A 22,878-nucleotide genomic window follows, 5' to 3' on the forward strand; every position below is an offset into this window, starting at 1 on the left:
ACGACCGGGACATCAACGCTGCCAAGAACATCCTCGCCGCCGGGCTGGCGGAGAGGTAAAACGCCTGCGGAGCTGACAGAAGACCTCAAGGAAAATCCTCCCGGAAAGGCAGTCGGCAATGAAACAGGAAACCTCACGGGCAACCGTGGGAATCCCGGCCCCTTCAGGGCCGGGAGGATGTCAAGACGTCATGTCCAGCAGCAACTGCGGTGGGGTGCTGGACTCGCGGCTGCCGTAGCTGCTCGACGAGGCGCCGCTGGAGGTCATGCCAACGGTGAAGGTACCGGTCCCGCTGACCAGGGGCGTGACGTCGAGGGTCACCCAGGTGGCGCTGGTGGTCCGACCGCTGGCGGCGATCGACGTGTCGCCGATGGTGGGTGCGTTGTCCCAGTTCGTCAACGACTCCGACCAGGTGGAGTCGGCGACCGGGCGGACCACGAAGCCGCTGGACGACCCGGCGGCGACCCAGACCTTCAGGCGGGCGCGCAGGACCGCGCCGGTCTGCCCGGACACGGTGAACTTCAGGTACGCGTTGGTGACCGGATCTCCGTCCACCCGCACGACCGACGTGCTTCCGTATCTGCTCGTGGGGCTGGACGCCTTGACGTAGGTGTCCGCCACCGCCGCGATGGGCGTGGCCGCCGGTGTGGTGACGATGGCGGGCGTACTCGGACCGGAGGAGTTTCCGGACGCGTCGAAGGCGGAGACCCCGTACGTGTACGAACTTTCCGACAGGGCGGTGCTGTCGGTGAAGGTCGAGCCTGTGGTGGTCCCGAGGACGGTTCCGTTGCGGTACACCGTGTACCCGGCCACGCCGAAGTCGTCGGTCGCGGGCTCCCACGACAGCAGCACCTGGTTGGGGCCGGCCGCTGCGGCCTGCAGTTTGGTGGGCACCGTGGGTGGGCTGCCGTCCGCGGTGGTCACGGTCACCGTGTTACCTGGTGCGGAGGCGTTCCCCGCGGCGTCGGCCGCCGTGACGTGGTACGTGTACGAGGTGCGGGTGTTGCCGACCGTGTCGTCGAGGAACGTCTGGCCCGAGGAGGTTTCCGCGAGCAGGGTGCCGTCGCGGAACACCCGGTACCGCGCGACCCCGATGTTGTCCGTCGACGCATCCCAGGCGAGGCCGACCGCGCCGGGTGTCACGCCGGTGACCCGGAGGTTCGGCGGGGCGGAGGGTGGCAGTGTGTCGCGAACCGCGGTGACCGGGTTGGCAGCAACACTGACGTTGCCGGCTGCGTCCACCGCCCGCACGGTCCAGACGTGCGATTCGTCCGGCGGCACGGCGCTGTCGGCGTACGTCGTGGCCGGCACGGTCGCCACCACCGTGCCGTCACGGAGCACCTCGTACCCCGTGACGCCGACGTTGTCGCTCGACGGCGACCAGGCGAGCGTCACCGCATCCGGGGACGCGGTGGCGACGAGGCCGCCCGGAACGGACGGGGGCGTGGTGTCGGGGCCGAGGGTGGTCACGGCGACCGGCAGGCTGCGCACCGACCGGTTGCCGGCCGCGTCTGCGGCGTCGAGCGTGTACTCGTACCGGGTCGCTCCGGCAACGGAGGTGTCCGTCCAGGCGGTCGCGGTCGCCGGCAGGTCGGCCACCGCGGTGCCGTCGCGGTAGACGCGGTAGCCGGTGACGCCGTACGTGTCGGTGGCCGGGGTCCAGGCGAGGCTCACCGACGGGGTGGGGTCGACGATCGCGGTCAGCTCGCCGGGTGCGGTCGGGGCGAGCCGGTCCGTGCCCTTGCAGGAGATGGTCGACGAGTCGACCAGGGTCGTGCCGGTGGCGCCGGCCGCGTGGTAGTGCAGTTCGGCGCGGTTGCCGTAGAGGTCCATGCGCATCGCGCCGTAGCTCTTGTTGGTCTTGACCACCCGTGCGTCGGAGCTCAGGAAGCCCTGACTGGAGTGGCCGCCGCCGCCCACCACGAGCTCGACGATGCCGTCGGCGGCGGGCACGCCACCCGCGCCCATCGGCGTCCAGCGCTGGTAGTTGTGGTCGTGGGCGGTGACGAGCATGGTGACGTGCTGGGCGGCCATGAGGTCCCACATGGCCTGCATCCGCGGCGCCGGGTCCTCAGAGCCGACGCTGAAGAGGGGATGGTGCCAGAACACCATCGTGCACGGGCTGCGGTTGGCGGCGAGGTCCGCCACCAGCCACTCGTACTGCGGTGAGCCGGGCGCGACCTTGTTGTAGTTGCTGGTCGAGTCGATGGCGACGAAGTGCCAGCCGTTGGCGTCGTAGCTGTAGTAGTGCGGGATGTTGTCCCAGAAATTGAAGTAACCGTCCGCCCGGTTGCCGGTGTACTCGTGGTTCCCGACGACGGGGGTGGTGACGTCGCGTAGCCGGCCGAAGAAGGCGGTGGGGCCGCCGTACCAGTTCTTGAACTCCGTCAGGGTGCCGTCCTCGTACACGTCGCCCAGGTACAGAAACAGGTCCGGGTTCCATCCGACGAGCGCATTGGTGACGTTCACCGCGTTGGTCTCGCCGCCGGCGCCGTCGCCAACGGCGGCCACGACGAAGGGTTCCTGCGGGCCGCGGGCGCGGATGGGCGGGACGGACCACTGCCGGGTGTTTTCTGGAGGGGTGACGTTGCCGTTGGCGAAGGTGACGGTGATGGCCGTCTCCGGGGTGGCGTAACCGTCGCGCATCTTCGCCGCGACGCCGATCGTGTGTGCGCCATCGGCGAAGTCGGCGGAGGAGAGGGTGAACTGGTGCGGCGACTGGAAGTCCGTCAGCAGGTACTGGCCGTCCAGGGACCATTCCGTCTTGCCGACGCCGGGGCTGGTGCCGGCCGTCACGTTGACGGTCGCCGTGACCGTGGTGTCGCCCACGAGCGCGCTGCCGCTCGACGGTTGGGTGAGGCAGACCAGCACCGTGTAGGCCCCGCTAGGCGCGGTGGACGCGTGGCACGTGGGGGAGGCGCTCTCCGCGCGACCGCTCAGGATCAGGGTCAGTCCGGCGGCCATGAACACGGCGACGACTGTGGACCCGGCGGACGACCGGGTCGCTCTGCGCGGCTTCATTGGGTGGACCTCCAGCTTGTGAGTGCGGTAACCGCCGCGCCTCCCCAGGAGCGGATGATCGTCAGAGGTCGGTGGGGCCGCCGGGCGGGTCGGCGCCGGTCGGCCGGCCCCGGCGGGCGGCGGTGGGGGAGCGACGTCGCTGGAGGAGCACGCCGAGCGGCAGCAGCACCACCGCCGCGCCCGTGACCAGCAGCGCGCCCCACGCGCTCAGCCCCCGGTGAGGGCCGCCCGGCTCGCTGCTGTCCACCGGTACGTCCACGTCGACGCGCACGCCGAGCAGGTCGGCCAGCACGTTGATGTCGGCCGCGCCGAACCGCTCGCTCGGCTCGATGTGGGTGTTCTCGCTGAACTCGTTCCAGCTGATCACCCCAATCGCGTCGGGTTGAGACAGGCGGGCCGCGGCGAAGGAGGCCCGCAGCGTGTCGCCCTCGCGGCGCGGCACCTCCCGCTTGCCCCCGACCAGGCGGGCGTCGAAGCCGGGGGTCACCGGGGCGATCCACAACCCGCCCCGCTGGTGCACCGCCCGGGACATCTCCGCCAGCTTGCGTCCGCTGGCACCGGCCACCGGGTCCACGGATGACCAGTAGTAGGCCTGGCCGTCGAGCACGCCCTGACTCGACTCGACGTCCTCGAGACTCTTGGCGTTGCCGAGGACCAGCAGCTTCCCGCGTACGCCGCCGACGGTGGTCTGGATCTGCGCCGGGGTGAAGCGGTCGCTGCCGGTCCACACCACCACCGGCCGGCCGAAGATGTCGAACACCGGGTCGGTGGCGTAGCGGGTCGCGAAGAACGACAGGTCGGTGCGGACGGTGTCGAAGGCCAGCGGGGTACGGGCGAAGTCGAGCCCCTGGTACACGATGCCCAGGTGGAAGTTCTCCTCCCGGGCCACCTCGACCAGCTTGGCCAGGCGCTCGTCGAGTTGCGGCGTGTGTTTCCACGACACCAGGAAGCCGTTGATGCCGGCGGACTTCGCCATCCGTACGTGCCGTCGCATGATCTCGACGTCGTCACTGGAGTAGCGCCCGAGCAGGGGATAGTCGATCTTCGCCCGGTTCCAGGACGTCGGGTTGAACCAGATGTAGTAGTAGGCGAGCACCGGCACGGGAGCCGTCGCCGAGGACGGGTCGGCCCGCCGGTGACCGACGTCGGCGCGGGCGGCGCCGGCCGGCAGCAGCGCGCCGGCCAGCGCGGCGACCAGCAGCAGCAGTGCGATTCCGCCCCCCACCGCTGCCGGCGGGCGGTCCTCGTCGGCCGGGGCGTGCGGCGGGCGGTTGAATGCCCGCCGCGTCGGCAACCGCCGGCGGTGCTTCGGTCGCGGTCGCGGGCCGTCCCGCTTCCCGGCTGTCCCGGCGCGGCGTAGCCGGGTGAGCAGATGCGGCCGTCCGAGCAGCACCAGGCCCACCGCGACGACCAGCACCGCGAGCGTCACCAGGGCCAGATCGGCGCCGCTGATCACGGTGAGGGACACCACCTGGTCCTTGCTGATGCTGACCGGACGCCCGAACGACACGCCGCCGCCGAAGACAGTGATCGTGTAGGTGCCGCGCGGCAGGTCGGGCACCAGCGCCGTGCCGTCCCGGCCGAACGGCAGCCGCTCGACGTCGCCGTCGGCGCGGGTCAGCTCGATGCCGTCGCCGACCTGGCGGGTGAAGAACATGTCCGTCGCCGTGAACGAGACCCGGAAGAAGAGCAACTGCACCACCCACGCCTGCTGCTCCCAGGGCACGAACTTCTGTCCGGCGCGGTTGACCACGGAGGTGCCGTCGACCATCGCGCTGTCGACCACGTAGTAGAGCTGCTTGGAGGCCAACCCCTGCGGGCCCTGCTGGGTGCGGCTCTCGGCGACCCAGCGCGGCTGGGCCAGTTCGGGGCCGCTCAGGTCGTGTATCTCACCGGTGTTGCTGCGCAGTCGCATGGCGGTGACCCGGTCGGGCGGCACGGCCCTGCCGAAGCGGTCGATGAAGCTCCACGAGACCAGCCGGGAGGTACGCAGGCCGAGTTCCACGACCTTGCCGCGCCCGCCGGCGTCGACGTTGCCGCGGAAGCGGTCGAAGACGACCTTGCGATCCGGGCTGATCAGGGTCTCCGGAACGACGAGCCGCTTTTCGAGGTCGACGAAGTCGCGCACGCGTACCTGGATCCGACCCTTGGCGTCGGACCGGGCCATCTGCCCGTCCACCTTCACCACCACGCCCCCGAGCGGCGGCACCGTCTGCAGGTGCAGCTTTCCCGGCCTTGTCGACGCGGGTCGCGCACTCGCGGCGGCGGGCAGTACGACCACCGCCAGCACGGCCGCGACCAGCGACAGCAGGGCCGCCGGCACGATTTTGCGGGTCATGTCCATCGCCGCCGCCGAAGCGCCGCGACGCCGACCAGCGCCGTCACCAAACTGCCCGTGACGGCGTACGCGGTGTACACCGGCACCGGGTTCGGTCTGTTCACCACCGGGGGTGTGCGTTCGGTGCTGAGGAAGACCGCCGGCCGTGGTGGTCGGTCGAAGTCGAAGGCGTCGAGGAACGTGTTCGCGTTGCGGTCCCGGTCGGCCAGCGGCTTCAGCCGCCAGTTGACCTCGATGAACTTCAGGGCGGAGGTGAAGTCGAGCGTGGTGGAGTCCACGTACCCGCGTCTGGCGTAGGGGCTGACCAGCAGGGCGGGCACCCGGAAGCCGTAGCCGTACCGGTCGATCTGCGGGGGCGCCACGTGGTCGTACCAGCCGCCCCAGTCGTCGTACGACCACAGGAACGCCGACGAGTTCCAGTTGGGTGAGCGCATCAGCTGGGTCAGCAGCGTCCGGACGAGGTTCTGACCGGCCCGGATACTGCCGGGCGGATGTTCGCTGTCACCGGCCGGGGCGATGAAGGAGACGGCGGGCAGTTGGCCCTTGGCGGCGTCGTCGTAGTACTCGTCCAGGTCCACAATCTTGCCGAACAGTCGGGGATCGTCGACATAGCGCGCGTAGGCGAGCAGCGGCACCCAGATCACCTGCGCCCCCCGGTCGATGTCCTCCTCGCTGGTCCGGGACCGGAACGTGATGGTGGGGTCGTAGTTCTCCACGTAGAACTTCCAGCTGATCCCGGCGGCCTCCAACCGGTCGAAGATGGTCGGGATGTCGCCCCACCCGTTCGCCGGGATGGACTCCGAGGCTCCGGTGGCGCCCGGGCCGCCGGTCACCCGGAACATGTGGTTGCGAATGCTGCCCGAGTTGGACGAGCTGAAGAAGCGGTCGAACAGCACGTATTCGTCGGCGATGTTCCAGTAGTACGGCAGGTCGCGGTCGTCGTAGTAGGCCATCGCGAGCTTGCCGTCCTTGCCCTGCGTGCTCACGCCCTCGACGAAGCCGTCCATCCGGCCGTTGTTGTACTGCACTCGGAAGGCCTCGGCGGTGTGGTCGAGGTCGAGGCTGCCCAGCTCCCCGAGGTGGAACGGCTTGACGCAGGGTTCGGCCTGGCCGCGGCGCACCGGCATGCAGGTGCCCGGAGGGATGCCGTCGACCCCGGGCCGGGTGCCGAAGTAGTTGTCGAAGGTGTGGTTCTCCTGCATCAGGAAGACGAAGTGGTCGATCGGGGTGGTGGGGTGCGCCGGGGGCGCGGCGTGCGCCGCCGTGGCCGGGCCGGCGAGCGCCAGCAGGCCGGCGGCCAGCAGCGCGCGGATCAACAGCCGACCGGCGTGCCGGCGGCGCGGGTGAGCAGAGTCGGTCACGGACGCACCTCGTAGATGATGATCACCGGGACGGGGATGCGGGCCCCGGTGGAGTCGGTCCTGTCGACGTACTCGGTGTGCACGACGCGGCCGTGGTAGCGGCGGATCAGGACCATGAGCCGCTCGGAGAAGAACGCCGAGCGCCCGGCGGAGAACGAATCCCAGACGACGTACTGCAGGTCGTTGTGGCGCAGCCACCAGTCGGGGTTGGGCAGTGGCTCGTACGACGGGTTGCGCCGCAACGGGTTCGGGCTGACCGACAGGCCGTAGCTGCGGCGGTGGCCGTAGTACTGGATGATGTTGGCCATCGACGGGCCGAGGGTGAGCACCACCGACCCCTCCGGGGTGTTCGCGGCGAGCCACCGGCCGGCCTCCCGGCCGCCCGGCACCCCACCGGACCCGGCGAGGAAGGTGGAGTTGTCGGCCCGGTTGACCGCGTTCAGGCCGGGTACGAGCAAGCTCAGGGCGACCACGGCGATCACCGCGGTCCGCACCGCCCGTACCGTGCGCGCCGGCTCAGCGCTCGCCGAACGGTGGACTCGGTGGAGCAGACGGCGGACCAGCTCCGGCACCGGCAGCTGGGCCAGCGCCCGCGCGGCCAGTACCGCGACGGGCGCCGCGGCGGGCAGCAGGTACTGGAAGCCCTTGACCGGCCACAGCTGAAAGAACACCACCGGTGCGGCGATCCACGACAGCAGCAGGGTCTCCCGCCAGGAGCGGTGCCGGCGCAGCCACCAGAGGCCGCCGACGGCCGCCGCCACCACGAGCAGCCCCATCGCGGGCGGCACCGTCTCCAGGTAGAACCCCATCGAGTGGTTGGGCCGCCGGAACAGCTGCCACACCAGATAGCTCTTGCCGGTCTGGCTGCGCCCGGCCAGCGCCTGCGAGACCGGGTGGGTCAGGAAGACCGCCACCGTCGCGGTGAGGGCCAGCAACGACATCCGCACCGGCCGGCGCACCATCGGGGTCAGCGCCAGGAACGCGTAGACGCCACCGGCCAGGACGATGCTCGTCTCCTTCGTCAACATCGTCACGCCCAACATGGCGCCGGTCGCGACGTACCAGAGCACCTGCTGGCCTTGCACGAACCGCACCAGGCAGTACAGGGTGAGCGTCGCGAACAGGACCATCGGCCCGTCGAGGAGCACCTGGCGGGTGACGACCACGTGGTACGGCATGACGGCGACGAGCAGCGCCGCGATCAGCCCGACGCGCCGACCGTAGAGCCGGGCGCCCAGCAGGTGGACGGCCAGCACCGTCACCATGCCCAGCACCGCCACGACCAGCCGCCCGGCCAGGTCCACCTCGCCGGTGCGGAAGAACGGCGACAGGATGGTCTGGAAGAGCATCGGATGAGCGCGGAAGACCGGAAAGAACGGCGCGTAGTTCGGGTTCCCGGCCAGCGAGGCGGCCTGTCCGGCGTAGACGGCCTCGTCGCTGTTGAAGCCGAGCGCGTTCAGCTTCCATACCCGCAGGAACAACGCCAGCGCCGCGATGGCGACGAGGGCGCCCGGCACCGCCCACCGGCGCCACCCGCGTCCCTCGCCGCCGTCCGCAGCCCGGGACGTCGCGCCGGGCGCGGAAAGCTTGACGGGGTGGAGCACGACCGTCGTCGCGAGACGGTCGTGCTCCACCTCCTCGACCGGAGATCGGGTAGCGCTCACGCACGAGCTCCGCTCGGGGCCGGCGCCCCGCTCCACCGCGGCCAGGCCGGCAGGACCACCTGTGGCTCGGTCGGCAGGTCTCCCCGTTCGGCATGCAGCAGACGCGGGATCTCGTCGGCCCAGCCGAACCGGTCCGAGGCGACCACCCGACTGCGGACGTGGGACAGGAAGCCGGTCAGGATCTCCCGCTCCCGCTCCCGCAGCTGCGCGTACCCCTGCCCGTTGATGGTGATCGCCGGTGCCAGGTAGCGGAACGGCGGGAACCCGTACGCGTCGTCGGTGTTCTGGATCATCCGCTCCAGCGTCTCGTCCTTGCCGAGGTCGCCGATCCGGGGCGTGCCGCGCTCGATGATGAACAGCTCCTCCACCCTGGTGCTGGTGCCGATGCGGCAGGGAACAAGCCGATCGACGCTGTACTTCGGCGGCGGGACGAGCCGCTGGGTGAGGGCGTTGATGCCCATGATCGGCACGTTGAACCTGCTCAGGGTCAGCGCCAGCGAGCGGCCCCCCTTGGAGTGCAGCCGGCTCTGGAACTGCAGGCGGCGCCACTCGGCCGGGGTGAGGTCCCTGGCCTGCACGGCACGCAAGGTGTGGGCGCTGATGGTCAGCGGCTTGGGGAAGCACGTCGCGACGCCGTCGGCGTTGACCAGGGTCATGTCGTCGGAGAGGAAGAGCCCGCCGTGGTCGCGTAGCAGGCGCAGCACGGTGGCCGTCTTGCCCGTGTCGGTGAGGGCGGAGAGCATCACCCCGACGCCGTTCAGGCTGACGCACGCCGAGTGCAGGAGCATGTGGCCCCGCGACACCAGCACGAACCGCAGCAGCGCTTCGACGATGTTGGTGTAGACCACGTGCGGCGAACGGGCGAGCAGCGGACCGACCTGGATGTCGATCGGCGACCCGAGTCGGATCCGGAAGTTCGCGCCCAGCCGACCCAGGTGCTCCTCGTAGCGCAGGACCGACTCGTTGGCGTACTCGGTCATCGCGGCCCGGCGCCGCGGCCCTCGGCCGCCCACGTCGCTGACCCGCACCGCGATGTCGACGTCCGAGTCCGCGACCCACTGGGCGCGGAAGAACTCCAGCTCCGGCAGCATGATCTGAGATCCGATGGTGACCACCCCGGCCACGTCGTACCGGTACTTCAGGTACTGGTACCGCTTGCGGGAGGGGGTGGCGACGGCCTCGGGGGCCTTCAGGTTGACGAGCATGCGCACCGGATCCCGCCGGCCGACGCCGCCCGGGGCGTAGATGACCCGATCGTTGATCAGGAACCGGACGAGGAAGAGCGCGACCAGCGTCAGGGCGTTCGCCGTCAGGATTCCGAAGCCGGCCCAGACGAGGGCCTGCAACGCCGGTAGGCGCAACAGCAGCAGCGCATTGTTCAGCAGGAAGAAGCGTGCGGCCCGGCCGGTCCGGGAGCCCTGCCGGTGACGCCGGTAGATGAGGGCGTCGATGAGGGCGAAGTTCCACGCAGTCGACAGCTGGGTCGCCAGCGTGGCGCCGAGCAGGTGGTGCAGCTTGGCCGGCTCGTAGAAGAACCACAACGCGGCGGTGTTGACCACCATCCCGGACAGACCGACCAGTCCAAAGGCGATCATCCTGGTCAGCTCCTGCAGCCGGTCGCGGGCGGCGGCTGGGCGTTCCCGCATCTGGCCGATCAGTCGCTGGCTGCGCAGCCGCCACAGGTGCCGCAGGAAGGTCAGCCCCTCCCGCAGCGACGCCTTGGAACGGCCGGCGTGCCGGGGCGCCATCTCGTACGCGACCTCGGCGACCCGGGCGCCGGGGTGGCGGACGAGCAGTTCGAGCAGGACTTTGAAGCCGATGGGGTTCACCCGGTCCAGGTCGACGGCCGCCCGGCGGAAGGCGAACAGCCCGCTCATCGGATCGCTGACGGTGGTCAGCCGGCGCGGGAACAGGCTCTTCGCCAGGCGGGTGGCCCACGACGAGGTCACTTCACGGGCCATGCCGTCGAGGCCTTCGTGGGAGCCCTCGCCGGCGTAGCGGGTGCCAATCACCAGGTCCACGTCGTGCCGCATCGCGACGGCCGCCAGCCTGCCGGCCGATTCCGGCGGGTGCTGCAGGTCCGCGTCCATCACCAGGACCCACTCGCCGCGGGCGTGCCGCGCGCCGAGCAGCACGGCGCCGCCCAGCCCGCCGCTACGCGCGTGCGGCGGCCGGTGCAGCAGGCGTACGGCGACCGAAGCCTCGGCTGCGTGCCGGGTCAGGACGTCCACAGTGTCGTCGTCGCTGTCGTCGACGACGATGATCTCCGCAGGCAGTGGTGCGAGGGCCGGTCCCAGCCTGGACAGCAGCGCGGGGATGTTCTCCGCCTCGTTGCGGGTCGGCACGACAACGCTTAGCCGTACCTGCTGATCGGCTGCGGGCGAGTGCAGGTCCTGCGGTGCGAGGTCCGGGGTGCGCCGCTTCTGGCGTCGCCGGAGATCGCCGCCCGGGCTCCCTGCCTCTTCGTCGTCCTTGCCGGTCGAAGGCGCCTGTGCGACTTCGGTCATTCGACCCTCCATCAGTTGCGCTTCCGGGCAGTGACGAGCCGCCGGAAATCCGGCTCGGAAACAGCGACGGAAGCCAGTCCGAAATTGCGCCGGGCGGGATCTGTTCCCGCCCTGGCACCGTGGGCGTTGAGGGATGTCCGCGGGTTGGCCTGAGATTACGGATGGCAAACGCGAGGTGTCTAACAGGCAAACAGTCGTGAAGGTGACAGGAGTTCACCCGGCGCTCCGGTCGCTGTGCCACCGCTCCTGACTGCGCCAAGTACGGCTAGGCAACCCTCACGTTGCACTGAGTGATCGCTCGGTGGAGACGGCGGAAGGATGCCGCAGCCGGCTCCGAGTAGGCCGGAAAGCCTTTTGAGGAACGGCGGATGGCAGTCCACGCGAACAGATCAGTGGCCGACGACGTGATCGTCTGTCTTTACCGCCTGCAATGGTCAGGAATTGTTTCGGGTGACGGCGCTGTGGCTGTTCGGTTGAGTCTTTGCTTCGTAAAGTATCTGCCGGCATCCACCGGGTCCTTCGAGGATTTCTCCGAACGGCGTGGGGGGTCTACCGGTTCGCCGCCGGCCGCGATGACTGAGCAGACCATTGCCGGCCGGACCGCTTGTGCGATCCGGGCACCTGACCGGCGGGCCGGACCACCTCGTCCGGTCAGCCCAGGCAGCCGAGCGGCCGACCGGACGGGCCGCCGAACGGGTGCGTCGGGTCGGGCGGCAAGACCGGGCGGCATCTCGTCCACGGCGAGAGGTCAGCCACCACACCGGACGCATCCGGCGCTGCCGGGCCGTTCGCGGCCCGGTCCGCTCAGGCGGATCCGGCGACCACCGCGTCGCGCACGAGCGTCCGCAGGCCCTCCATCGGGTCGCCGTCGCCCGCCCCGAGTCGGTTTCGCACCGCCGCGACCGTCAGCCCCAACGCGGGGTACGCGAACGCCAGGCTCCCGCCGCTGCCGGCCGTGCCGAACGACCCGTCGCCGTCGACCGCGTACCCGAGGCCGAAGGTCACTTCCTGCCCGAACACCCAGTCCTCGCCGCGGGCCGCCACCGCCGACACCTCCGCCAGGCGCTCCGGTGAGATCAGCCGTACGCCGTCGACCGGGCCGAGCAGGGCCGCGTGCATCCGGGCGACCGCGCGGGCGCTCATCGTGCCGACCGCCGGCACGTCGGCGCGCAGCACGTCGGGGCGGCTGCCGATGGTCGCGTCGGGTCGGACGCCGGGCGGAGCCACCGCGTCGAAGTTCGGCAGGTGCGCGCTCGCGTACGCGATCATCGCGGTCAGGCCAGCGTCCTCCAGCCGGGCCAGCCGGGGCAGGTCCGCCTCCGGCACCCCGAGGAACAGCTCCCCGGCCACGCCGAGTGGGCCGGCCACCTCCTCGGCGAGCACCTGCGAGATCGGCCGGCCGGTGACCCGCCGGACCACCTCGCCGACGATCCAGCCGAACGTCCAGGCGTGGTACGCCAGCCGCGCGCCCGGCGCCCACAGCGGCTCGGCGTCGGCGATCACCGCACACATCCGGTCCCAGTCGGTGAAGTCCTCCGGGGTGGTGTCGGCCGGCAGCGTGGGCAGCCCGGCGGTGTGGGTGAGCGCGTGCCGCAGGGTGATTCCGTCCTTGCCCCGCCGGGCGAACTCCGGCCACACGTCGGCGATGCGCAGGTCGTAGTCGAGCAGCCCGCGCTCGGCCAGCACGTGCACCACGGTGGCGGTGAGCCCCTTGCCGGTCGAGACCGCGTGGATCGGGGTGTCGGCGGTCATCGGTCGCCCGGTGGTGGGGTCGGCCAGGCCGGCCTGCTCCTGCACGATCGGCTCGCCGTCCAGGTAGGCGGCCACCTGCACCCCGACCTCCCGGCCGGAGGTGACCAGCTCGTCGATCGTCGTGCGTACCGCGGCCCGCAGGCCGTCCCAGCGTCCGTCCACGACCGGTCACCCTGCCAGGCCGTCGGGCGGGTGTCGCGGGCTTTTCCGGGACCCGGCTCGGCCGGGTCGGATGCTCGCGTCGGCGGCCGTACCGGGTAGGTTGCCGGCATGGCGGACGACGTGAGCGGCAGGGTCGTGGAGATCTGGACCGACGGGGCGTGCAGTGGCAATCCCGGCCCCGGCGGCTGGGGTGTCGTGCTGCGCTGGGGCGACCACGAGCGCGAGCTGTGCGGCGGCGAGGCGACGCCGACGACGAACAACCGGATGGAGCTGACCGCCGCCATCCAGGCGCTGGAGAGCCTGACCCGACCGGTCACCGTGCGCCTGCACACCGACAGCACGTACGTCCGCAACGGCATCACCGGCTGGCTCGCCTCGTGGAAGCGCAACGGCTGGCTGACCGCGGCGAAGCAACCGGTGAAGAACGCCGACCTGTGGCAGCGGTTGGAGGCCGCCTGCGCCCGGCACGACGTGACCTGGCTGTGGGTGAAGGGCCACAACGGACACCCGGAGAACGAGCGGGCCGACGCGTTGGCCAACCGCGGCATGGCCGAGGCGCGGGCGGAGGCGGTCGCCGCCCGCTGACGCCGACGGGTTGTGTCGAACCCCGTCGATGAGTAACGTGGCGGATCGATGCAGTGACGGACAGTCGCCCCCGGAGGTGTCCGCGTGACCGTTGCGCCGCTCACCGACCTGCCCCTGTGGCCGCCGATCAACCTCGACCGCGACCCGCTCGTCCCGCTCGACGCGGCGGAGCGGCAGCGCTTCTCCGGGCCGGTCACCCGGGTCCGGCTCCCCACCGACACGACCGCCTGGCTGGTCACCCGGCACGCCGACGTCCGGCAACTGCTGCGCCACCCCGGCTTCAGTGCCGACCTCAGCCGACCGGGCTTCCCGCTGCTGCGCCGGGTGGCCCCCGGCACGCCCAGCGACCGGCGGGGCGGCTTCATCCGGATGGACGGACGCGAGCACTCCCGGCTGCGCCGGATGCTCACCGCAGAGTTCATGATCAAGAATGTGCGGCGGATCGAGCCGCTGATCCAGCAGACCGTCGACCGGGCCCTGGACGGGCTGCGCGACGCCGGCCCGCCCGCCGACCTGGTGGCGCACTTCGCCCTGCCGGTGCCCTCGATGGTGATCTGCCACCTGCTCGGCGTCCCGTACGCTGACCACGACTTCTTCCAGGAACGCAGCCGGACCCTGATCGACCGCGACGCGCCACCGGACCGGGTCCAGCTGCACGTGCGGGAGCTGCGCGACTACCTGCACCGGCTGGTGGAGACGAAGGCGGCGGCCGGGGACCGCACCGACGACCTGCTCAGCCGCCTGGCCCGGGACCGGGTCGACACCGGCGAGCTCGCCGTCGACGAGTTGGTCGGCATGGCGGTGCTGCTGCTCATCGCCGGCCACGAGACCACCGCCAACATGATCGGGCTGAGCACTCTGCTGCTGCTCCGCCACCCCGCCCGGTACGCCGCCCTGCGCGACGACCCCGGGCACGCCGACGGTCTGGTCGACGAACTGCTGCGCTACCTGAGCATCGTGCGTACCGGCCTGCCCCGGCTCGCCGTGCAGGACGTCGAGATCGGCGGGCAGCTCATCCGGGCGGGGGAGGGCGCGATCGGGGTGCTCTCCCTGGCCAACCGGGACCCGGGGGTCTTCGACGCGGCCGACGAGTTCGACCCGTACCGGCAGGCGCAGCAGCATCTGGCGTTCGGGTTCGGCGTGCACCAGTGCATCGGCCAGCCCCTTGCGCGGGCGGAACTGCGGGTCGCCCTGGTGGAACTGGCCCGACGGTTCCCCCGGCTGCGCCCCGCCACGGAGGCCGGGCGGCTGCCGACCCGGGACACCTCGGTTGTCTTCGGCCTCGACGCGCTGCCGGTGACCTGGTGACCGAGGCGGCGGCCGTGCGGATACGAGTGGACCGGGACCGCTGCTGCGGGTCGGGCAACTGCGTGGTGACCGCGCCGGAGGTCTTCGACCAGGACGATGACGACGGCCTCGTGGTGCTCCGCCGCGCCGAGCCCGCGCCGGACGCGGCCGACCGGGTCCGGCGGGCCGTCGACCTCTGCCCGTCCGGCGCGATCAGCCTCGACCCGCCGTCCCGGCCGGATCACTCCACGTTCGGCAGCTCGCCGGTGCCCGAGACCTGGTCGACGTCGTAGCCCGCCCGGCTCGTCTCCCGGGCGGAGCGTCGATCCTCGGCCGGCAGGTCGGCGAAGTCGTCGCCGGTGTCGTCGGTGGTGTGCAGGGATTCGCCCGGCGGTCGCAGCGACGCCTCGTACGCGGTGGCGCCGTCCGGTTCGTCCGTGGGCGCGCGGCCGAAATGCTCACTCGTCATGTCGAACTCCTGCCCGCGTCGCTCGTGGGTAAACGCCCCGGTCAGCGGGGCGCATCCGGGTGCGTCGGCATCGACGAGCCGCCGGCGCTGGTGCCCGACGACCCGCCGGCCACGCCGGAGCCGTCGTCCTCGGTGACCACGTCCGGCTTCGGTGTGCCCGGCTCCGGCGCCGGTACGTCCGTGTCCGCGTCGACCTGGACCAGCCGGGCCTGACCGGCCTCGTCCTCGGCGTGCGCCGGATCGACCGGCTGCTCGCCCTGGCGTACCCGATACTTCACCCGTCCGCCTCCCGTCGGTGCCGCGTCACCCGCGTCGCCCGAGGTGACGCCGACTCCGGCTACCCCGCTCCGGCGCCCCGAAACGTGCGGCACCGCCCGGCCGGCTCCCCTCGGCGCAGGGCGAACGCCGTGTCCGGGGCGAGCAGTTCCGACGTCCCGCGTGATCCACTCGGTGTGCGGCAGGGCGCGGGGTCCGCGCGGTGGGACGGCCCGGGATGCCGCATCCGGAGTCGGTCAGCGCCGGCGGCGTGCGGAGCCGGGCCGCCCGCGCGAGGGCTGGACCGGGGTGACCGCCAGCGACCAGTGCGCGGGCCGGCGCAGGCGGGGCGGCAGGACGGTCCGCTGGTCGCCGCGGGCCGCCTCGAGCTGCGACTGGTGCACGAAGAGACAGCGCCCGAGGTCGGTGCCGCGCAGGTCGGCACCGCGCAGGTCCGCCCCGGTCAGGTCGGCCGCGCCGAGGTCCACGCCCCGCAGGTCCGCGCCGATGAGGCAGGCCCCGCGCAGGTTCGCCCCGGACAGCCCGGCCCGGCGCAGGTCCGCCCCGATCAGCACCGCCCCGCGCCGGTCCACGCCCTCCCGCCCGGCCCGGGCCTGCGCGCCGGCCCGGGACAGCAGCTGGTTGACCCGGTCCCGCTGGGCGTCGACGTCCAGCGCGAGCAGCTCGTCCGGTGTGCCGTCGGTGAGCCGCCCGGTTTCGGCCAGAGCAGCCGCCAGGTCGTCCCGCAGGGGGCCGGCCGGGGTCAGCGCCAGGGCCTCGGTGAGATACCAGAGCAGCTCGTGCAGCGGTCGCATCACCGCGAAGGTGTCGAACATCCGTCGGGCGCTCGCCGGGTCCGCCCGCCAGTCCCGCCCACCGAAGGTCCCCTGCGCCACGTGCTGGCCCGCGCCGAAGCAGTCGAAGACCGTGCAGCCCGGGAAACCCCGCTGCCGCAGGTCGCGGTGGATGCCGCAGCGGGAGTCGGGGCGCAGGTTCGGGCAGGGCTGGCCGGCTGGCTTGTCGATGGCGAAGTCGGCGGAGGCGGCGAACGCGGGCGCGACGCAGCAGATTCCGAAGCACCGGGCACAGTCGGCCTGCAGCTCCCGCCCCCCACTCGCCACCGCTTGCCGTTCCGCCGCCTCGGACACCCTGCCCGGCCTCCCATCGTCTCGCCACCACCGGCCACCGCCGCCGCATCCGGATGCCATTGTCCCGCCTTGGCCGTGGCTGGACGGCGGGCGGGGCGACACCCTGCCCGTTCTGCCCCGGGATGCGGCGTTGCTTCGTATCGTGGAGTGACGAAGGAGGCGGCGGGGATGGACGAGCAGGCGCGGGAGCAGGCCCTGCTCACCGCAGTCACCACCGAGCACTTCGTGCTCCAGACCTCCCGCAGCGCCACCATAACCGAGTCGGTTGGCCGGGCCACGATCTTCATGTCGATGCTCTCGGCCGCGCTGATCGGGCTGGGCTTCGTCTCCAGCAGCGGGCACCTGGTGCGGCCGTACCTCGGCGCCGTGCTGCCGACCCTGGTCATCACCGGGCTGCTGACCTTCGCCCGGCTGGTGCAGAGCATGGTGGAGAACGAGGTGGACCTGCAGCGGATCCAGCGCATCCGCGCCTGGTACCACCGGCGGTTCGCCGACGACCAGGACTTCTTCGCCGACGCCCTGACCCAGGGTGGCGGCACGCGGGCGGAGTGGGCGGCAGTGGGCAGCCGGCCCGGCCGCCGGCACATGCTGCTCACCGCGGCCGCGTTGGTCGGCGCGGTCAACGCGCTGTTGATCGGGCTCGGCGCCACCCTGCTGAGCGGCCTGTCCGGCGCCGCACCCGGCCTGGCGATCGCGGTCGGCGTGGTGGTGGCGCTGGCGGCCTTCGCCGTCCAGGTCGGCTACATCAACCGGGCCTCCATCTCGCTCGGCCGCTGAGCCGGGCGGCGCCCGGGTTCCCCAGGCCGTCGAGGTCGCAGGCGACGCTGCCGGCGAACTGGCTGGCGGTCGCGGAGTCGGGGTGGGGGAAGCCGGGGAATGTCCGAACGGGTGACAACCGGAAGGCGCGCCCGCCGCAACGTATTCGGAAACTGCTGGGAAGATGGCCGAACGGATGACAACCAAATCGGTCCGTTATTGCACCGAGTCATTCCGTAAATCAGATCGTTGTCAATGTCCGACAACCGATCCGGCCGTTACCGTAACGATTCAATTCGCCGTTCCCCAGCGGTTTACCGTCGGGTGGCAGGACGTTTTCGTCGCCGTCGGGAGGGCTCCTCATGAGCGACATGTCCCACCCACCGTCGTTGACCGCGCCCGGAGACCCGGCCGCCCCGGACGTCGCCGTCGAAACCGAATCCCCGGCCCAGGCCGGCCGGCGGGAGATTGTCGGCCGGTCGCCGAACCAGCTCGCCTGGCTGCGGCTCAAGCGGGACCGGACCGCCCGGCTCAGCGCCCTGACGCTGGTCGTCGCCGCCCTCGTCGCCTTCTGCGCGCCACTGCTCGGCTGGCTCACCGGAATGGACCCGACAGACAAGTTCGTGGATCGGCTCAACGATTTCGGAATGCCGATCGGCTACGCCGGCGGCATCAGCTCCGAACACTGGCTCGGACTCGAACCGGGCAGCGGTCGGGACATCCTGCTCCAGTTGGTGTACGGACTGCGGACGTCATTGTTCATCGCCTTCGCCTCGGCCCTGCTGGCGTCGGTCATCGGGGTGACGGTGGGTGTGGTGGCCGGGTGGGCGCGCGGCTGGCTGGACAGCGTCATCAACTGGCTGGTCGACCTCACGCTGGCGTTCCCGTTCCTCATTTTCGCCCTGGCGGTGATCCCGATCCTGCAGGACCGCTTCTACACCGAGCGGGAGGCGCCGCCGCCGGCCTTCCGGGTCGCCCTGATCATCGCCACCTTCGGCCTGTTCAGCTGGACGTACACGGCCCGGCTGGTCCGCGGTCAGGTGATCTCCCTGCGCGAGCGAGAGTTCGTCGAGGCCGCCCGGGCCGCCGGCGCCGGCACCGGACACATCCTGTTCCGGCAACTGCTGCCGAACATCTGGGCCCCGATCCTGGTCACGGTCTCGCTGAACGTGCCGCAGTTCATCGCCATCGAGGCCGCCCTGGCCTTCGTCAACATCGGCGTCACCGAACCCACGCCTGACCTCGGCCGGATGATCTACAACAGCATCGGCTACGTGGCCAGCGACCCCTGGTACACCCTGTTCCCCGGATTGACGATCTTCCTGCTGGTCCTGGCGTTCAACCTCTTCGGTGACGCCCTGCGCGACTCGCTGGATCCCCGGTCGACCCGGTAACCCCCCGGCCATCAAGCACGCCCGGCCGGCGGGGGCCGCCGGGCGGGAAGGGAGCACACCGTGCGAGCACGAACCCGGACACTGACCACCGGTGTCCTCGCCGCGGCGCTCGTCGCCGCCGGTTGCAGCCCGACCACCGAGAGCGGTGGTGGCGGCGACGGCAAGACGAAGACCCAGACCGGCTCGGTCTCCTACGAGCCCGCCGACAACCAGGGCCCGGCGAAGGCGGTCGACGGGGCCGCCCGCGGCGGCACCCTCACCATCATGCAGAACTCCGACTTCGAGCACCTCGACCCGGCCCGTAACTACGTCAACGTGCAGCAGGTCACCGGCGGGCTCCTCTACCGGGCGCTCAACGGCTACAAGGAGGACGGCACCGGCAAGCTGCTGCTCGTCGGCGACCTCGCCACTGATCCGGGTAAGGACGTCAACAAGGACTGCAAGGTGTGGGAGTTCACTCTGCGGGAGGGGGTGAAGTACGAGGACGGCTCCCCGGTGACCAGTAAGGACGTGGCCTACGGCATCGCCCGCTCGTTCGCGTCCAACCTCAACGAGGGGCCGCACTACATCCAGCAGTGGCTATACCCGGGTGGGGCGTACAACGCGAAGTACCAGGGGCCGTACGACGGCGGCAAGCCGGCGCCGGACGGCATCGAGACGCCCGACGACCGGACCATCCGGTTCACCTTCCCGGAGGCCCACTGCGACCTGCCGTACGCGGCCGCGCTGCCCACCAGCGCGCCCGTGCCCGCCGCCAAGGACACCCGAGCCAACTACGACCTGCGGCCCTTCTCCTCCGGGCCGTACAAGGTCAAGTCGTACCAGCGGGACGTGGCGCTGGAACTGGAGCGCAACCCGAACTGGGACCCGAAGACCGACCCCATCCGCAACGCGTACCCGGACGCCATCCGGATCACCTTCGGCCTGGAGCAGGCGCAGATCGCCGAGCGGCTCGTCGCCGACGCCGCAGCCGACCAGGCCGCGCTGAGCTGGACCGACGTGCCGCCGGCCGTACTGCCCCGAACCACCACGGCCGGCGTCGTCGAGCGGGTCGTCAAGGGCCCGACCCAGTACACCTGGGTGCTGAACATCAACACCCAGCGGGTCACCGACCTGAACGTCCGCAAGGCGCTGAACTACGCCGTGGACAAGGACGCCGCGCTCAAGGCGATCGGTGGGCAGGCGGCGGGCTCCCCGGCCACCACGCTGATGTCGCCGACCACGGCCGGCTGGAAGAAGTACGACGTCTTCAACGCCCCGGTCACCGGCGACAAGGCCAAGGTCACCGAGTTGCTCGCCGGCAAGCGCCCGAAGCTGGTCTTCGCCCACTCCAACACGGAGCTGCGGACCCAGCAGGCCGAGGCGATCCGGAAGAACCTCACCGACATGGGCTTCGACATCGTGATGAAGCCCATCGAGAGCAGCAGCTACTACGACGAGATCGGCCGCAAGAACAACCCGTACGACCTCTACATCAGCGGCTGGGGCTCGGACTGGCCGACCGGCTCGACCGTCATCCCGCCGGTGTACGACGGGCGGGAGATCGTCGCCGAGGGGAACAACAACGTCTCGTACCTCAACGAGCCGTCGATCAGCGCCGAGGTCGACCGGGTCCGTAACCTGCCCGCCGCCGAGCAGGACGCCGGGTGGATGGCCCTGGACGAGAAGATCATGCGGGAGTACGTCCCGGTCGTGCCCTGCTACTACGACGCCGCCTACGAGCTGCACGGGTCGAAGGTCGGCAACGCCTTCCTCAGCGACGCCTTCGGGATCATCTCGCTCAACGGCATCTACGTGAAGCAGTGACCGCCGTGGGGGCGGCCCTCGTCCGGGCCGCCCCCACCGTCCACCGGGGAGGTGTTCCCGTGTTCCGTTTCGTCCTCCGGCGGCTCCTCGTCGCCGCGGTGACCCTCGCGGTCATCAGCCTGGTCACCTTCGGTCTCTTCTTCGCGGTGCCGAGCAGTCCGGCCAAGGTGATGTGCGGCAAGAACTGCACCACCGAGGACATCGCCCAGGTCGAGCAGCGGCTCGGCATCGACCAGCCGTTGCCCCGCCAGTACGCGGACTTCGTCAAGGGGGTCTTCGTCGGCCGCACGTACGGCTCGGGGGACTTCCGGCAGGACTGCCCGGCACCCTGCCTGGGCTACTCGTTCCGCAACAATCAGCCGGTCACGGAGATCATCACCCAGCGCCTCCCGGTCACCTTCAGCATCGTCTTCGGTGGCGCGGTGCTCTGGCTGGCGTTGGGCGTCTCGCTGGGCATGGTGTCGGCGCTGCGCCGCGGAACGGTCTTCGACCGGGCCGCGATCGGCATCACCCTGGCCGGGGCGTCCATGCAGGTCTACTTCTTCGGGCTGATCCTGCTCTACCTGCTGGTGTACGCCACCGGGCTGCTGCCGTTCCCCAGCTACACCCCGTTGACCGAGAACCCAGCCCGGTGGGCGGTGGGCCTGCTGCTGCCCTGGATGACGCTCGGCTTCCTCAACTCGGCGCTGTACGCCCGGCTGTCCCGAGCGCAGATGCTGGAGACGCTGTCGGAGGACTTCGTGCGGACCGCCCGGGCCAAGGGGCTCTCCACGCGGCAGGTGCACACCCGGCACGCGCTGCGGGCCGCGATCACGCCCATCGTCACCATCGCCGGCCTGGACATCGGCACCAGCCTCGGCGGGACGTTCATCACCGAGACCATCTTCGGTCTGCAGGGGCTGGGCAAGGCGACCGTGGAGGCGGTGCAGTTCCTCAACCTGCCGGTGGTCATGGCGACCGTGCTGCTGGCGGCGGTGTTCATCGTGGTCGCCAACATCGTGGTCGACGTGCTCTACGCGGTCATCGACCCGCGGGTCCGGCTGAACTGAACGGAGGGATCGAGATGGTGAAGCTACCGGCGCCCCGCTCGGGCGAGGGTCCCTATCTGCGGGTGTCGGACCTGCGGGTGCGGTTTGACACCGAGGACGGCGTGGTTCGTGCCGTGGATGGGGTGTCGTTCTCGGTGGAGCGGGGTCGCACCCTCGGCATTGTGGGGGAGTCGGGTTCGGGCAAGAGTGTCACCTCGTTGGCCATCCTCGGTCTGCATAACGCCAAGCGCACCACGATCAGCGGGGAGATCTCCGTGGGTGGCCGTCAGTTGGTGGGGCTGGCGGAGGAGGAGGTGCGGCGGCTGCGGGGCCGGGACATGGCGATGATCTTCCAGGATCCGTTGTCGGCCCTGCATCCGTACTACACGGTGGGTAGGCAGATCGCTGAGGCGTATCGGGTGCATCATCCGAGGGCGGGGAAGCGGGAGGCCCGCGGCCGGGCGGTGGACATGTTGGGTCGGGTGGGGATTCCGCAGCCGGGGAAGCGGTTCGACCAGTATCCGCACGAGTTCTCGGGTGGGATGCGGCAGCGGGCGATGATCGCGATGGCGTTGGTGAACGATCCGGATCTGTTGATCGCCGATGAGCCGACGACGGCGTTGGATGTGACGGTGCAGGCGCAGATCCTGGACCTCCTCGAAGACCTTCAGCAGGAGTTCCAGTCGGCGATCATCCTGATCACCCACGATCTGGGTGTGGTGTCGCAGGTCGCCGATGACGTGTTGGTGATGTACGGGGGGCGGGCGGTCGAGCACGGGAGTGTGGAGCAGGTGTTGCGGCGGCCGCAGCATCCGTACACGTGGGGGTTGTTGTCGAGTGTGCCGTCGTTGCACGGTGACGCGGACGCGGACCTAGTGCCGATCAAGGGCAACCCGCCCTCGCTGATCAACCTGCCCTCGGGGTGCGCCTTCCACCCGCGCTGCCGTTACGCCGACCGCAACGGCGACCGGTCACGCACCGACGTGCCGGAGTTGCGCCAGGTGGTCGAGCGGGGGCATTTGGTCGCCTGCCACCTGCCGGAGGCCGCCCGGCAACGCATCTACCGCGACGAGATCGCCCAGGTGGGGGTGGCGAGATGAGCACGGTCAACGGCCGGCTGCCGGCCGCCATCGTCGGCGAACCCGAGCCGCGCGCACCCGAGGCGCTGCTGCGGGTGCGCGGCCTGACCAAGCACTTCCCCGTCCGGGGTGCCCTCGGCAGCCGCGCGCTCGTACGGGCGGTGGACGGCGTGGACTTCGACGTCCGGCCGGGGGAGACGTTGGGCCTGGTCGGGGAATCGGGCTGCGGCAAGACCACCACCGGGCGGATGCTGGTCCGGCTGCTG

18 protein-coding genes are annotated in these 22,878 nt (G+C 71.0%); 9 read left to right on the plus strand and 9 right to left on the minus strand.

What is annotated here, in order from left to right; all coding sequences use genetic code 11:
- Nucleotides 1-180 precede the first annotated feature (180 nt).
- From ACGF4F_RS36720 to ACGF4F_RS36745, 6 genes are all read right to left on the minus strand, one after another.
- On the minus strand, nucleotides 181-3,021 hold the full coding sequence (locus ACGF4F_RS36720; protein ID WP_393085002.1) for a DNRLRE domain-containing protein: 2,841 nt from the start codon (nucleotides 3,019-3,021) through the stop codon (nucleotides 181-183).
- Between the two features lie 61 nt (nucleotides 3,022-3,082).
- On the minus strand, nucleotides 3,083-5,359 hold the full coding sequence (locus ACGF4F_RS36725; RefSeq protein WP_393085005.1) for a hypothetical protein: 2,277 nt from the start codon (nucleotides 5,357-5,359) through the stop codon (nucleotides 3,083-3,085).
- The gene (locus tag ACGF4F_RS36730) at nucleotides 5,356-6,720 is read right to left on the minus strand and encodes an alkaline phosphatase family protein (RefSeq protein WP_357447344.1); all 1,365 of its coding nucleotides are present in this window, start codon (nucleotides 6,718-6,720) and stop codon (nucleotides 5,356-5,358) included. Before ACGF4F_RS36730 ends, ACGF4F_RS36725 begins: the two co-directional genes overlap by 4 nt.
- Nucleotides 6,717-8,384 carry a glycosyltransferase family 39 protein gene (locus ACGF4F_RS36735; protein WP_393085008.1) on the minus strand — a complete coding sequence of 556 codons (1,668 nt, stop codon included), beginning with the start codon at nucleotides 8,382-8,384 and terminating at the stop codon, nucleotides 6,717-6,719. Before ACGF4F_RS36735 ends, ACGF4F_RS36730 begins: the two co-directional genes overlap by 4 nt.
- The gene (locus ACGF4F_RS36740; RefSeq protein WP_393085011.1) at nucleotides 8,381-10,891 is read right to left on the minus strand and encodes a glycosyltransferase; all 2,511 of its coding nucleotides are present in this window, start codon (nucleotides 10,889-10,891) and stop codon (nucleotides 8,381-8,383) included. Before ACGF4F_RS36740 ends, ACGF4F_RS36735 begins: the two co-directional genes overlap by 4 nt.
- 804 nt (nucleotides 10,892-11,695) lie before the next feature.
- The gene (locus ACGF4F_RS36745) at nucleotides 11,696-12,805 is read right to left on the minus strand and encodes a serine hydrolase domain-containing protein (protein WP_393085014.1); all 1,110 of its coding nucleotides are present in this window, start codon (nucleotides 12,803-12,805) and stop codon (nucleotides 11,696-11,698) included.
- 108 nt (nucleotides 12,806-12,913) lie between these two features.
- Here ACGF4F_RS36745 and rnhA point away from each other — a divergent pair, with 108 nt between their 5' ends.
- The 3 genes from rnhA to ACGF4F_RS36760 all read left to right on the plus strand — a co-directional run bounded on the left by rnhA (nucleotide 12,914) and on the right by ACGF4F_RS36760 (nucleotide 14,970).
- Complete coding sequence (rnhA, locus tag ACGF4F_RS36750; RefSeq protein WP_357447356.1) at nucleotides 12,914-13,390, plus strand: ribonuclease HI; 477 nt, start codon at nucleotides 12,914-12,916, stop codon at nucleotides 13,388-13,390.
- Nucleotides 13,391-13,474: 84 nt separating this feature from the next.
- Entirely contained in the window at nucleotides 13,475-14,698 is a 1,224-nt protein-coding gene (locus tag ACGF4F_RS36755; protein ID WP_393085018.1) for a cytochrome P450, read from the plus strand.
- Nucleotides 14,699-14,712: 14 nt separating this feature from the next.
- Nucleotides 14,713-14,970: a ferredoxin gene (locus tag ACGF4F_RS36760; protein WP_393085021.1), complete on the plus strand. Its 258-nt coding sequence runs from the start codon at nucleotides 14,713-14,715 to the stop codon at nucleotides 14,968-14,970.
- On the opposite strand, the gene ACGF4F_RS36765 is transcribed toward ACGF4F_RS36760, so the two are convergent.
- The 3 genes from ACGF4F_RS36765 to ACGF4F_RS36775 all read right to left on the minus strand — a co-directional run bounded on the left by ACGF4F_RS36765 (nucleotide 14,919) and on the right by ACGF4F_RS36775 (nucleotide 16,549).
- Nucleotides 14,919-15,146, minus strand: coding sequence for a hypothetical protein (locus tag ACGF4F_RS36765; RefSeq protein ID WP_357447365.1), 228 nt, complete (start codon nucleotides 15,144-15,146; stop codon nucleotides 14,919-14,921). The two genes, ACGF4F_RS36760 and ACGF4F_RS36765, sit on opposite strands and share 52 nt — an antisense overlap.
- Before the next feature lie 41 nt (nucleotides 15,147-15,187).
- Nucleotides 15,188-15,424, minus strand: coding sequence for a preprotein translocase YidC (locus ACGF4F_RS36770; protein WP_073834566.1), 237 nt, complete (start codon nucleotides 15,422-15,424; stop codon nucleotides 15,188-15,190).
- A 234-nt stretch (nucleotides 15,425-15,658) separates the two neighbouring features.
- Nucleotides 15,659-16,549, minus strand: a complete 891-nt coding sequence (locus tag ACGF4F_RS36775) for a pentapeptide repeat-containing protein (protein WP_393085025.1) — start codon at nucleotides 16,547-16,549, stop codon at nucleotides 15,659-15,661.
- A gap of 168 nt (nucleotides 16,550-16,717) precedes the next feature.
- Here ACGF4F_RS36775 and ACGF4F_RS36780 point away from each other — a divergent pair, with 168 nt between their 5' ends.
- The 6 genes from ACGF4F_RS36780 to ACGF4F_RS36805 form a co-directional block, all read left to right on the plus strand.
- Nucleotides 16,718-17,326 carry a hypothetical protein gene (locus ACGF4F_RS36780; RefSeq protein ID WP_357447369.1) on the plus strand — a complete coding sequence of 203 codons (609 nt, stop codon included), beginning with the start codon at nucleotides 16,718-16,720 and terminating at the stop codon, nucleotides 17,324-17,326.
- A 341-nt stretch (nucleotides 17,327-17,667) separates the two neighbouring features.
- Entirely contained in the window at nucleotides 17,668-18,699 is a 1,032-nt protein-coding gene (locus ACGF4F_RS36785) for an ABC transporter permease (RefSeq protein ID WP_393085029.1), read from the plus strand.
- A gap of 60 nt (nucleotides 18,700-18,759) precedes the next feature.
- On the plus strand, nucleotides 18,760-20,505 hold the full coding sequence (locus tag ACGF4F_RS36790) for an ABC transporter substrate-binding protein (RefSeq protein WP_357447375.1): 1,746 nt from the start codon (nucleotides 18,760-18,762) through the stop codon (nucleotides 20,503-20,505).
- A 59-nt stretch (nucleotides 20,506-20,564) separates the two neighbouring features.
- Nucleotides 20,565-21,554, plus strand: coding sequence for an ABC transporter permease (locus tag ACGF4F_RS36795; RefSeq protein ID WP_357447378.1), 990 nt, complete (start codon nucleotides 20,565-20,567; stop codon nucleotides 21,552-21,554).
- 14 nt (nucleotides 21,555-21,568) lie between these two features.
- Nucleotides 21,569-22,633 (plus strand): ABC transporter ATP-binding protein, encoded by a 1,065-nt coding sequence (locus ACGF4F_RS36800; RefSeq protein ID WP_393085033.1) that lies wholly within the window; start codon nucleotides 21,569-21,571, stop codon nucleotides 22,631-22,633.
- The coding region (locus ACGF4F_RS36805; RefSeq protein ID WP_357447384.1) for an ATP-binding cassette domain-containing protein at nucleotides 22,630-22,878 on the plus strand (249 nt) is incomplete at its 3' end. The genes ACGF4F_RS36800 and ACGF4F_RS36805, both read left to right, overlap by 4 nt.

The sequence above is a fragment of the Micromonospora sp. NPDC047740 genome, assembly GCF_043204735.1.
Lineage (GTDB): Bacteria > Actinomycetota > Actinomycetes > Mycobacteriales > Micromonosporaceae > Micromonospora.